Origin of the sequence: Gilliamella sp. B3817, from assembly GCF_026536705.1 — a bacterium.
GTDB lineage: Bacteria > Pseudomonadota > Gammaproteobacteria > Enterobacterales > Orbaceae > Gilliamella > Gilliamella apicola_I.
This window is the reverse complement of record NZ_JAFNNV010000004.1, coordinates 127,239-138,666: the sequence shown is the minus strand read 5'-3', so window position 1 is coordinate 138,666 and position 11,428 is coordinate 127,239. Positions and strand designations below refer to the sequence as shown.

Sequence of the window (11,428 nt, the reverse complement as noted above, 5' to 3'; positions counted from 1 at the left end):
ATTAACCAATCATAACTTAATACAAGCGACTTCGGTCGCTTTTTTTATATCTAAATCAAGGTGGAAACATGTCTAAAATTCTAGAATTACGAAGAAAACGTTCAGACGTAAATGATAAAGTGCAAGCTTTAGCAAAAAAGTCAGAGGAGGGATTAACGAGTGATGAATCCGCTCAATTTACTCAACTTTGTACTGAGTTTGACGAAATTACAGCGCAAATAGAACAGATCGAAAAAGCAGAAAAAATGCAAGCGGCTATTGCACAACCAGTTAGTGTCGTTAATGCTCCGGCAGTTGTTGTTCAGCAAGAGCTTAAGCAATATCCTGGTGCAGGATTGGCCAGAATTGCAATGTCTATTGCAGCAGGTCAAGGAAACCTTCAAGATGCTGCAAAATTTGCGGAAAAAGAAATTGGCGATAAAAACGTTGCAATGGCAATTAGTACTACACAATCATCAGGCGGTGCATTAATTCCGCAAAATTTATATAGTGAAGTTATTGAATTATTGCGTGATAGAACTGTTGTGCGAAAACTCGGTGCTCGTTCAATTCCATTACCTAACGGAAATTTAAGTCTGCCAAGAATGTCGGGGGGAGCAACTGCATCTTATGTTGGTGAAGGGGATGATGCAAAAGCGACCGAATCGAAATTTGATGATGTTAAATTAACAGCTAAAACAATGATTGCGCTTGTACCGATGTCCAACCAATTAATTGGTCATGCAGGTTTTAATGTAGAGCAGATGGTATTAGCCGACGTACTGTCAGCAATTGGCGTACGAGAAGATAAAGCTTTTTTACGTGATGACGGAAGTAACAATACACCGAAGGGCTTTAAAGCAACCGCTATGGCCGCTTTACGTAATATTGACTGGACTGGTACAGCAAATTTGAATGCAATTGATGCATATTTAGATTCATTAATTTTAAAATTAATGGAGTCAAATAGCCTAATGATCGCTTGCGGCTGGGCAATATCACCTAGAACATGGATGTATTTATATGGACTTCGTGATGGAAATGGCAATAAGGTTTATCCAGAAATGGCACAGGGTATGCTAAAAGGTTATCCGATTGAGCACACAAACGCAATACCATCAAATTTAGGTGCAAACTCGAATGAAACTGAAATTTATTTTGCTGATTTCAATGATGTTGTGATTGGTGAAGATGGCCATATGACTGTTGATTTTTCTCGTGAAGCAACTTATATAGATGCAAACGGTAATCAAGTTTCTGCTTTTGCTCGAAATCAGTCGCTAATTCGTGTTGTTACAGAGCATGACATCGGATTCCGACATCCAGAGGGGTTATCTTTAGGAACTAAAGTCACTTTCTAATTTAGTTAATTTAATTAAATTTCATCAATAATAAAGCCATCAATAAGGTGGCTTTATTTTTAAGGGAATATTATGACCAAAAATAAAGATGTAGTTACAGTTACAGATGCTCAATTATCTGTTTTATCAATTGATAAAGAGAGCATATTGGCAAATGGAACAGATCAGGCAATTATTACTGTTCAATTAAAAGATTTAAAAGGAAATGATGTTAAACCATCAGGTGAAGATAAAGTTACACTGATTTCTGAAAATAAAGGTACCTTGTCTGAATTAGCTGTGAATAAAGATGGCGTATTTACTTGCACAGTTTCATCAACAACTGGTGGTTCAGAAAAAATTGGTTTTAGTTTGAATGATGTGATTAATCAAAATCAAGTTGAATTGAAGTACATAGAAGAACAAACTTCAGAATCACCAACACCACCAACAACACCAATACCGCCAACAACACCAATACCAACAACACCAACAACACCTAAAACGCCTAAAACGTCTCAAAAAGAGTCTAAAGTTGTTGTTGAATTCTCGTGTCCATTTAGTCGGTATTCAAAAGGTGATATTGCTGGGTTTGATGCTAATTATGCAAACGAATTAGTGGAAAAACGAAAAGTTGCCAAGCTTTATAAAAAATAATTGAGGCTTCAATATGATTGTTGATTTAGAAATAATGAAGCAACACCTATCTATAGATAATGACTTAACAATTCATGACAAATTAATTAAATCTTATATTCAAGCAGCTCATAAGCATATTGAAAATGAGCTAAATTCTAAAATAGTAACATCATCAGAACAAATATCTGAATGTGGCTCAAAAAAAGTAATCTATTTTGATGAATCTTTGCGTCAAGCTGTTTATTTAATTGTTACTCATTGGTTTGAAAATAGAGGCATTATTTCGGTCGGGAATAATGTTAATAAATTACCTATGGCTGTAGACGTTTTATTGTTTCCGTATCGAGAGCACTTTATAGGTTAATAAAAATGATCCATTCAGGTGAATTAACAAAATACATATTGGTGCGAACACGGGAAGATATACCTGTTCACGCTTATGATCTACAAAAAACTCACGTTAATAGATTTCATACTTTTGCGAAAATTGTTCATTCAAAATCATCAACGTATTTAAATTCTTCACAAATAGATAACACAATTACTCATTATGTGATTATTAGACGTCGAGATGATAAATGTTTAACAACGGACAATGAAATTGTTTTTAAAAATAAAATTTATAGGATCAAAAGGGTAAGAGAAATAGAAGAGTCTACCAGTTTTTTGCTAATTGAATGTGAGGAGATTGGAGCAGATGAATGATTACAACGTTCATGTTGATTTTAAATTAACCGAAGTGGCTGAACTTGACCGAAAAAAATTGCGTAAAACCTTCGTCAAAATCGGTAGAAAAATTCAAGCAACATCACGCGCATTAGTTAGTAAAAAACAGGTTTCCAAAAGTGGTGAATATCCGGGATATCGAAGTGGTAAGTTGAGCCGTTCTATCGGTTATAAAGTGCCTCGTCCTACATCACGGCGACCAGGACTCATGGTTATTGTGATGCCGAATGTTAAAGGCGGAAACAATATGGAAAAACTGATGGGTCCGTATTATCCAGCATTTTTATTTTATGGTGTGCGGCGTAATGCAAAACGAGGGAAAAGCCATAAAAAAGGAGCATCAGGTGGAACGCCTTGGCGCATTGCACCACGTAAAAACTTTATGATTGATGCGTTAAATAAAGAATCATCATGGAGTAAATACACGCTAGCTAAAGAGCTAGTCAACTCAATGAAGCAGGTTAAACAATGAAATTATCACATATCGTCCACACATTGCGCCATTTTAGTCCTAGCTTTGAAGGTCGTGTTGGGGGAGCTGCTGAATTTTCAGCTATCAAAGATACGGCATTCTTGAAATTGCCAGCCGCTTATGTGGTTCCGCTTGATGATAGAGCAGAAGATAACAAGTCACAAACTGACTATTGGCAAAATGTGACTGAGGGGTTTGGGGTTATTGTTGTATTAAAGCCGCTTGATGAGCGAGGGCAACACGAAGCATACGACATTGTTGAAAATATAAAAACCGAACTTTGGCGAGCATTGCTGGGTTATGAACCTTCACCTGCGCATTATCCTATTCAATATAATGGTGGTGATTTACTTGATTTAGATCGAGGAAGAATTTTTTATCAATTTAATTTTAGTGCGGTACGCGACGTTGGGTTTGAGGATACTCGACAATATTTTGATTTAAATGCTATTGATAACCCAATTCCTGATCCTGACTGGCAACCCGATCCAAATAACCCCGATATTACCGAACCTCCTCAGTATAACCCGTTAAATATCGGCAATTTCAATGCTTTAGCTGGGACTGTTAATGAACAGGATTCGCATGTAACCGTTAATTTTGAACACAATAATATCTATGAGGGCAATAATGATAATTAAACCAGTTAGTGGCAAGCAGGTATATGACCCCAATAGCGGGGATTATTTACCAGCAGACGGTCGTAATGTTGAGTTTAACCAATACTGGGCTAGACGATTAACAAATAATGATGTTGAAGAAGTTACAAACATCAAAGTAAAACAAGAAAAAAAGGTAGCTAAAAATGACAATTAGTTTTAACAACATCCCTAGCAATATAAAAGTGCCGCTATTCTATGCGGAAGTGGATTCATCAGCGGCCAATACAATTCAAGATAGCGGTGCTTCATTAATCATTGCGTATCCATTGGCTGAAAGTCTAATTGAGCGTAATAAACTTATTATTATGCCAACAGCAGATCACGCTAAAAAACTCTCAGGGCGAGGCAGTCAATTATCTAGAATGGTTGAGGCCTATCGCAATATCGATAATTTTGGCGAACTTTTTGTGATTGCAGTAGATGAACCCACTGCTGGCTCGAATGCATCTGGTACTATCCAAATATCGGGTACAGCAGAAGAAACAGGCACATTAAGTCTCTATATCGGTAACAGTAAAATTCAATCGAGAGTAACCGTTTCTGATACTGCAGAAAGCATAGCAAACGGCTTACATAATGCGATTAATACTCATCTTGATTTACCTGTTACCGCAACCGTGACGAATAACACAATAACGCTAACAGCCAAACACAAAGGATTGAGCGGTAATGATATTCCTTTGTGCTTTAACTACTATGGCACAATTGGCGGAGAAGCAACCCCAGACGGTTTAAATATTGTTATTAATCAAATGCATGGCGGAACTGGCACTCCAGATTTAACGCCCGTTATTGCCGCTATGGGTGACAAACTCCTTGATTTTATCGCATTCCCATTTAATGACTTATCATCTTTGGCAACATTTAATCATGAAATGGATGATACTACAGGGCGTTGGAGCTATGCGCGCCAATTGTATGGACATGCTTATACTGCTAAAAAAGGTGATTTATCCGAACTTATAGAGTTTGGCGATAAATTAAATTACCAACATATTACCGTTGCAGGTTATGAAAAAACTATTCAAACGGGGATTGATGAATTAATTGCGATGCGAACTGCTCGTAATGCTGTATTTATTCGTAATGATCCGGCTCGACCAACGCAAACTGGATTATTAAATGGTGCATTGCCAGCATCTGATAGCAATCAGTTTACACTAACAGAGCAACAATCATTATTAAGCCACGGCATTGCGACAGCATACGCTTCTAGCGGTAATTTATTAATTCAGCGAGATATCACCACATATCAACGTAACAGTTATGGTGTAGCCGATAATAGTTATTTAGATAGTGAAACACTTCATACACTCGCTTATGTATTACGTAAATTACGTAGTGTGATCACATCTAAATACCCGCGGCATAAATTGGCAAATGATGGCACTCGGTTTGGTGCTGGACAGGCAATTATCACACCCGCAGTAGCTAAGGCGGAAATTAATGCAACATATCGTCAATTAGAATTACTAGGCTTAGTTGAAAATTTTGATGTGTTCAAGAAGAACTTAATTGTTGAACGAAATGTTAACGACCCAAACCGTTTGGATGTGCTATTCCCACCCGATCTCGTTAATCAACTACGCGTTTTTGCTGTGTTAGCACAGTTTAGATTGCAATATAAAGAGGAGAAAAACTAATGACACAACGACGTATTGCAGGAACAACTTACATTAAAGTTGATTCTATCCAGTTATCGTTAACGGGCGGTATTGAAGTCCCAATGAATACTAACGTTAAAGAAAGTATTTTGGGGTTAGATAATAGCGTCCACTACAAAGAAACGTTCCGAGCTCCGTACATTAAAGGGACATTTAAAGTACCGAGTGATTTTCCAATCGATAAGTTAATGTCGAGTGACTCAATGACCGTTACCGCAGAATTGGCCAACGGTAAGGTTTACGTTTTATCTAATGCTTGGGTTGAAGGTGAAGTTAACCACAATGCCGAAGAAGGTACAGCAGAAATCGAATTTCACGGTGAAGAAGGATTTTATCAATAATGAAAGAAATTAAATTATCAAAGCCGATTATGGCACACGGCAATGAGTTACATGTACTTGAATTAAAAGAGCCTACCGTTAAAGATATCAAAAAATTAGGCTTTCCATTTGATAGCCAAATGATTGGTGACCCTAAAAAAGTGGCCGATTACATTGTTGCGCTAGGTAACGTTACGCCAAGCTCCGTTGAGCAACTTACACCCTATGATTTTTTAATGATTACGGGTGAAATTATGATGTTCTTCGGCCCAAAGGAGAAGGTGGAGAATACAGCGGAGGAGCAACCGACAGCGGAATAATTACAATCGAATATCTTGTAAACCTTTGTTTTGACCTCGCCAAGTACTGGCAACTTTCCCCTTTTTATATCATAGAAGAACGTTCACTATCCGAAGTTTTTGAATTATGTGAACAAGCAAATCGCATAGAAAATAGCAAGGAATCATAAATGGCAGGCTTTAACTTAAAAGCAGTGGTGACATGTGTTGATAAACTGTCACCTCAATTAAATACCATGAAAGGCAAACTTGAAAAGTTCCAAAAAAAAATGAACAAATCAGGCTTTGGCAAACTTGGTTTAAAAGATGCTGTAACAGGTTTGGCTATTTCTGCGCCGTTTGTTAAAGGTGTGAAAGATGCGATGGCGTATGAAGAAGTGATGGCTGACATTAGGAAAGTCGTTGACTTTGATACGCCTGAACAATTTAAACAAATGGGTCAAGATATTCGTGAAATGTCATTAGCATTACCGATGGCTGCGAAAGATATTGGAGCCATTGTTGCCGCAGGTGGGCAAGCAGGTATACCCAAAGAGGATTTAAAGCAGTTTGCCGAAGATGCCGTAAAAATGGGTATTGCTTTTGACACATCAGCCGAAGAAGCAGGTAGTACAATGGCTACTTGGCGCACAGCTTTAAAACTCACTCAAAGTGAAGTTGTTGGGCTATCCGATAAGATCAATTTATTGAGTAACACACAAAATGCAAAAGCAAAAGATATATCAAGCGTTGTATCACGGATCGGTACACTTGCAGCAACATCAGGGGTTAGTGCAGATAAATTAGCGGCATTAAGTTCAACAATTATTGCAACGGGTACCAATACCGATCAGGCTGCGACGGGTATTAAAAACTTTATGCTGACGCTAACATCAGGAAAAGCAGCGACAGCGAAACAACAAAAGGCCTTGCAACAGTTAGGCTTCACATCAACTCAAATAGCAAAAGGGATGCAGAAAGACGCCGAAGGGACGATCATGTCGGTACTTGAATCGCTAGGTAACGTGTCGGAGGACAGGCGTACTGCTGCATTAACTGTATTATTTGGAAAAGAAAGTGTTGCCGCAATATCGCCATTACTCAACAATATGGAGTTATTAAAGGAAAACTTTAAACGTGTCGGTGACCAATCGCTGTATGCTGGATCAATTCAGAAGGAATATGAATCCCGTTCAAATACAACTGCAAATAAATTGCAGCTTTTTGACAATGCGCTAACCAATATTAGTTTATCAATTGGTGATGCGCTGTTACCTGCATTTACTGAGTTATTAGATCAAATGCAGCCGCTAGTTGTTTCATTCGGTCATTTCATCCAAGAAAACCCTGAACTAGTGAAGATGGTTGCAATGGCGGTTGCGGGGTTAATTGGTCTTCGTGTTGCGTGTGCGGGGGTGAATATTATTGTTGGTGCGCTATCAACGGGGATCAACCTTTTCAACGGGGTGTTAAAAGGCGTTACTGTTGCAACAAAGCTATTTACATTTGCGCAAATAGCTTTATCAAATGCGTTTAAAGTTGTGCGTATAGCGTCAATAGCTTTGAACGCTGTGATGGCTATGAACCCAATCGGTCTTATCATGACAGGTATTGCCATAGCAGCTACATTAATCATCACATATTGGGATGATATAGTTAAGTTCTTTCAATGGCTTTGGAGTGTTATTAAGCCTTACGTTATGCCGATTATCAATTTCTTTATTGAAGGGTTCAAAGTTGGAGCTTCTTTTATTGTTAATGCTTGGAGTGCTGTTAGTAAGTTCTTTAGTGGATTATGGGAATTTATCAAACCCTTTGTCATGCCTATCATTAACTTCTTTATAGCAGGTTTTAAAGCAGGCGGTGAAGGGATTGTAAAATCATGGGAAGTCGTAGGTAAATTCTTTAATGGTATCTGGGAGTTTATCAAGCCTTATGTAATGCCGATAATTAATGTATTTGTCGAACCATTTAAAAATGCGGGGGAAGCTCTTCCAAAAGTGTGGGAAAGTGTCCAGAATTTCTTTAAAAACTTGTGGGATAACGTTAAGTCAGGCATCCAACCGCTACTAGATGCGTGGGACTATATTTTCGGTGATGATGAAAAAGAAGTAAAAGTTAAGATTGATACAGCAAATTTACCGAAAGAAATGGCGAAACCAATGGTTACCTATCCGTATTATCAAGCACCACAAATGCCACTAAACAACTTTTCTAATAGTAACACGAATCGAAATAGCAATGGAGAATTGGTTGTGAAGTTTGAAAATGCGCCGCAAGGAACCGTTGTAAAACAAACTAAAAAAGCATCTGGCTTTAACACTAAAGCTGATGTTGGCTGGAATCCGTATGCTATAGGGGAAAACTGATGAACTTCATGAATTGGTTAAATAATTTATTGCCGGCCAGTTTTCGCGGTGTACCGTTTCAAGTTAGCGGTACCTCATCAGAGTTTGGACGGCGGAATCAGACACATGAATACCCGTTTAGAGATGTACCCTATACCGAAGATCTGGGACGTTCAGCACGTAAAAATAAAATTGACGCCTTTGTGGTTGGTGATGATCACAAAGAACAAGCTGAAAAACTGGTAGAGGCAATTGAAGAAGAGGGAGCAGGAACATTAATACATCCTATTCTTGGTGAACTTAATGTCAATATTGTGGGTACAGCAACAGTCAGTAACTCCGTTGAAAACGGTCGAATGAGTGTTATTTCATTTTCATTTGTCGAAGCTGGTGAGTTGATATTCCCTGATTCGTCGGTAGCGACTGATGATGTAGTTGATGAAAATGCAGATAATGTAGATCAAGCACTATTAGATGCGTTTGAGGATTTTGACTTAATTGATGCGCCTGATTTTGTACAGCACAGTATTCTTGATGACACCATGTCAATTTTAAATGACATCGCTGATGCTTATAATGCGATAACTCCATATGTTAATGATGCGGTTAAAATCCTAAATGGTGACCTGTCGCCAATTCTCGGTGCGGGTGGTTCAGCCATTATTAATTCAATTAAAAATGTTTGGAAGAGTGCAACAAAATTTTCCAATTCTATAAATGGGTTGATAGCAAGAGTAAAGGTGTTTAACGGTATATCATTTATAAAAAGCATTTTACCTAGTGCTATTTGGTCAACGGATAGCAAATCAACTAAAAAAAAGAAGAAAAATCAAAACTTAATTAATACTGCTATTCGAGTTACAGCACTAACAGAAGCATCACGAATAATTGCGTCACTACCGAAACAGGTTGAAGATAAAAGAAAACAAGCTTTTGCTCCTGTGGCATTAGAATCAACAAAAGGTAAAAAAGAGCATTCTTTTGGTCATTCAACGGCTAACATAACAAGCACCTCCGTATCAACATCATCAACAGTTGAAAAAAGTAACACAATTTCATTTGATGAGTTACTGGATATCAAAGAATCCATTAATGAATCATTTGATAAAGAATTGTCACGAACCGAGCATGATGGTTTATACATTGCGCTAGTAAAATTAAAGGCTGCGGTTAACCAAGATATCAATGCACGCTTAATCAAAATAGAAAAAACAATTGTTTATATTCCTAATGAAGTATTGCCCGATTTAGTTTTAGCTCACTATCTCTATAACAATGCTATGCGTTGTGAGGATATATCAATTCGCAACAACATTCTTCATCCTGGTTTTATTACTGTTAAAGAACTGCGAGTACCAAAACCATGAATCAAAATAAAGTTTTTTTGAAAGTTAACCATAAGTACTTCGGTGGTTGGACTGATGTAAGTATTTCGGCCGGTATTGAACGGCTAGCCCGTGATTTTAATGTCACCATTACTCGACAATGGCCATCCTCAGGCGAGGATTCAGAGACGAAAATTGATGTTAAAAATGGTGATTTAGTTGAAGTGTATATCGATGATGACGTGGTTTTAACAGGGTATGTTGAAGCGTTGCCGATTCGGTATGATGCAGGGTCGCTATCAATGGGCATTGTCGGTAGGAGTAAAACGGCTGATTGTGTTGATTGTAGTGCGGTACCCAAACAATATAGCGGTAGTTCAACTATTCAAGTTATTCAAGATTTGGTTAAACCATTCAAACTGAATGTTATTAATCAAGGCAGTGATGCAGGTTCCGTTAGTATTCAAGCGGATCAGGGGGATACCGTTTTTGATGTCATTAGTAAAATAATGGGCATGCAACAAATTGTTGTGTTTGATGATGAGCAAGGGCAAGTAATAATTGGTGATATTGGTTCAGATGAGGCAAAAACAGCATTGGTTTTAGGGGCTAATATTTTGTCTGCGGATACTGAAAAAAGTATTAAAGATCGGTATTCAGATTACTTTGTCTCTGGGCAAAGTGTTGGTGATGATGAAAACTTTGGTGAAGCAACACTAGCATCAGTTAGATCCACATATAAAGATGAAGGGATCTTAAGATACCGCCCTCTAATCATTAAACAGTCTGGCGATTCGAATAACGGTACTTGCCAAGAACGCTGTGAAATGGAAAAAGTGCTGAGAGCAAGCAAAACCAGAGAAGTTACATATACGGTTCAAGGTTGGCGGCAAGGTGATGGAACGTTATGGAAACCAAATCAAATGGTTGTCGTTGATGATCCGCTACTGGGTTACGATAATGAAAAGCTGGTTATTGCCGAAGTTAAATACAGCTTAAGCAGTCGCGGAACGTTATGTGAATTAAAAGTAGGTCCCGTTGAAGCCTATTTGCCTGATAAGAAGAAAACCAAGAAGAAAAAAGGTAAGAAAACCGATGGCGAGGTATTTTAATGCGTAAAGTTTTGAATAAAATAATGAACCTTGTATCTCGTGGCTATATCACATTCAGTAACAGTGAAAGTAAATGTCAAACATTACAAATCAAAATGTCGGGCGGTGAGCAAAAAAGTGATGTCGAGCATATTGAGCCGTACGGGTTCACATCAAGACCATTAGATGGCGCAGAAGCGGTAGCGTTATTTTTAGACGGCGATAAGTCGCATGGTGTGGTTTTGGTAGCGGGCGATCGTCGTTACCGTATTAAGTCACTAAAGCAGGGTGAAGTAGCTATTTATACAGACGAAGGTGATTACATTTTTTTTAATCGCAATAATGAAATCAATGTAAAAACAAAAAAATTTATTGTGAGTGCTGATGATGCAATAGTGTTAAATACAAAAAACTTAACAGTTAACGCATCATCAGGAACACAATTTAATACACCATTATTAAAATCGTCTGGCGAAATAGAAGATAAAACTAGCACTATTTCAGATATCAGAACCGTTTATAATGGTCATACACATAACGAAACGAACTCGATTACCCAAACGCCTAATCAATTATTAAAATAA

Annotated in this window: 14 protein-coding genes; all 14 read left to right on the top strand. The window is 37.8% G+C overall.

Annotated features, from left to right (window positions below; genetic code table 11):
* Positions 1-68 precede the first annotated feature (68 nt).
* Positions 69-1,340 (top strand): phage major capsid protein, encoded by a 1,272-nt coding sequence (locus tag J3U36_RS06900; protein WP_267380557.1) that lies wholly within the window; start codon positions 69-71, stop codon positions 1,338-1,340.
* Between the two features lie 72 nt (positions 1,341-1,412).
* The gene (locus J3U36_RS06895) at positions 1,413-1,976 is read left to right on the top strand and encodes an Ig-like domain-containing protein (RefSeq protein WP_267380558.1); all 564 of its coding nucleotides are present in this window, start codon (positions 1,413-1,415) and stop codon (positions 1,974-1,976) included.
* Positions 1,977-1,989: 13 nt separating this feature from the next.
* Entirely contained in the window at positions 1,990-2,322 is a 333-nt protein-coding gene (locus J3U36_RS06890) for a head-tail connector protein (RefSeq protein ID WP_160430319.1), read from the top strand.
* Positions 2,323-2,327: 5 nt separating this feature from the next.
* Positions 2,328-2,663: a head-tail adaptor protein gene (locus J3U36_RS06885; protein ID WP_086365949.1), complete on the top strand. Its 336-nt coding sequence runs from the start codon at positions 2,328-2,330 to the stop codon at positions 2,661-2,663.
* Positions 2,656-3,156: a hypothetical protein gene (locus J3U36_RS06880; RefSeq protein ID WP_267380569.1), complete on the top strand. Its 501-nt coding sequence runs from the start codon at positions 2,656-2,658 to the stop codon at positions 3,154-3,156. The genes J3U36_RS06885 and J3U36_RS06880 overlap by 8 nt, the downstream gene beginning before the upstream one ends.
* Positions 3,153-3,797, top strand: coding sequence for a hypothetical protein (locus tag J3U36_RS06875; protein ID WP_267380571.1), 645 nt, complete (start codon positions 3,153-3,155; stop codon positions 3,795-3,797). The genes J3U36_RS06880 and J3U36_RS06875 overlap by 4 nt, the downstream gene beginning before the upstream one ends.
* Positions 3,787-3,972 carry a DUF2635 domain-containing protein gene (locus tag J3U36_RS06870; RefSeq protein WP_267380573.1) on the top strand — a complete coding sequence of 62 codons (186 nt, stop codon included), beginning with the start codon at positions 3,787-3,789 and terminating at the stop codon, positions 3,970-3,972. The genes J3U36_RS06875 and J3U36_RS06870 overlap by 11 nt, the downstream gene beginning before the upstream one ends.
* The gene (locus tag J3U36_RS06865) at positions 3,962-5,461 is read left to right on the top strand and encodes a phage tail sheath subtilisin-like domain-containing protein (RefSeq protein WP_267380575.1); all 1,500 of its coding nucleotides are present in this window, start codon (positions 3,962-3,964) and stop codon (positions 5,459-5,461) included. Before J3U36_RS06870 ends, J3U36_RS06865 begins: the two co-directional genes overlap by 11 nt.
* Positions 5,461-5,823, top strand: a complete 363-nt coding sequence (locus J3U36_RS06860; protein ID WP_091123698.1) for a phage tail tube protein — start codon at positions 5,461-5,463, stop codon at positions 5,821-5,823. Before J3U36_RS06865 ends, J3U36_RS06860 begins: the two co-directional genes overlap by 1 nt.
* Positions 5,823-6,122, top strand: a complete 300-nt coding sequence (locus J3U36_RS06855; RefSeq protein WP_267380582.1) for a phage tail assembly protein — start codon at positions 5,823-5,825, stop codon at positions 6,120-6,122. Before J3U36_RS06860 ends, J3U36_RS06855 begins: the two co-directional genes overlap by 1 nt.
* A gap of 149 nt (positions 6,123-6,271) precedes the next feature.
* Entirely contained in the window at positions 6,272-8,449 is a 2,178-nt protein-coding gene (locus tag J3U36_RS06850; protein WP_267380583.1) for a phage tail tape measure protein, read from the top strand.
* Complete coding sequence (locus J3U36_RS06845) at positions 8,449-9,795, top strand: DNA circularization protein (protein ID WP_267380585.1); 1,347 nt, start codon at positions 8,449-8,451, stop codon at positions 9,793-9,795. Before J3U36_RS06850 ends, J3U36_RS06845 begins: the two co-directional genes overlap by 1 nt.
* Positions 9,792-10,865 carry a phage baseplate assembly protein gene (locus J3U36_RS06840; RefSeq protein WP_267380587.1) on the top strand — a complete coding sequence of 358 codons (1,074 nt, stop codon included), beginning with the start codon at positions 9,792-9,794 and terminating at the stop codon, positions 10,863-10,865. The genes J3U36_RS06845 and J3U36_RS06840 overlap by 4 nt, the downstream gene beginning before the upstream one ends.
* Entirely contained in the window at positions 10,865-11,428 is a 564-nt protein-coding gene (locus J3U36_RS06835; protein ID WP_267380588.1) for a phage baseplate assembly protein V, read from the top strand. Before J3U36_RS06840 ends, J3U36_RS06835 begins: the two co-directional genes overlap by 1 nt.

What these genes read in the sequence shown, in the direction of transcription:
- J3U36_RS06875 (WP_267380571.1), top strand. Translation starts at nt 3,153, where the DNA reads ATGAAATTATCACATATCGTCCACACATTGCGCCATTTTAGTCCTAGC.
- J3U36_RS06890 (WP_160430319.1), top strand. Translation starts at nt 1,990, where the DNA reads ATGATTGTTGATTTAGAAATAATGAAGCAACACCTATCTATAGATAAT.
- J3U36_RS06845 (WP_267380585.1), top strand. Translation starts at nt 8,449, where the DNA reads ATGAACTTCATGAATTGGTTAAATAATTTATTGCCGGCCAGTTTTCGC.
- J3U36_RS06880 (WP_267380569.1), top strand. Translation starts at nt 2,656, where the DNA reads ATGAATGATTACAACGTTCATGTTGATTTTAAATTAACCGAAGTGGCT.
- J3U36_RS06865 (WP_267380575.1), top strand. Translation starts at nt 3,962, where the DNA reads ATGACAATTAGTTTTAACAACATCCCTAGCAATATAAAAGTGCCGCTA.
- J3U36_RS06860 (WP_091123698.1), top strand. Translation starts at nt 5,461, where the DNA reads ATGACACAACGACGTATTGCAGGAACAACTTACATTAAAGTTGATTCT.
- J3U36_RS06885 (WP_086365949.1), top strand. Translation starts at nt 2,328, where the DNA reads ATGATCCATTCAGGTGAATTAACAAAATACATATTGGTGCGAACACGG.
- J3U36_RS06835 (WP_267380588.1), top strand. Translation starts at nt 10,865, where the DNA reads ATGCGTAAAGTTTTGAATAAAATAATGAACCTTGTATCTCGTGGCTAT.
- J3U36_RS06900 (WP_267380557.1), top strand. Translation starts at nt 69, where the DNA reads ATGTCTAAAATTCTAGAATTACGAAGAAAACGTTCAGACGTAAATGAT.
- J3U36_RS06870 (WP_267380573.1), top strand. Translation starts at nt 3,787, where the DNA reads ATGATAATTAAACCAGTTAGTGGCAAGCAGGTATATGACCCCAATAGC.
- J3U36_RS06850 (WP_267380583.1), top strand. Translation starts at nt 6,272, where the DNA reads ATGGCAGGCTTTAACTTAAAAGCAGTGGTGACATGTGTTGATAAACTG.
- J3U36_RS06840 (WP_267380587.1), top strand. Translation starts at nt 9,792, where the DNA reads ATGAATCAAAATAAAGTTTTTTTGAAAGTTAACCATAAGTACTTCGGT.
- J3U36_RS06855 (WP_267380582.1), top strand. Translation starts at nt 5,823, where the DNA reads ATGAAAGAAATTAAATTATCAAAGCCGATTATGGCACACGGCAATGAG.
- J3U36_RS06895 (WP_267380558.1), top strand. Translation starts at nt 1,413, where the DNA reads ATGACCAAAAATAAAGATGTAGTTACAGTTACAGATGCTCAATTATCT.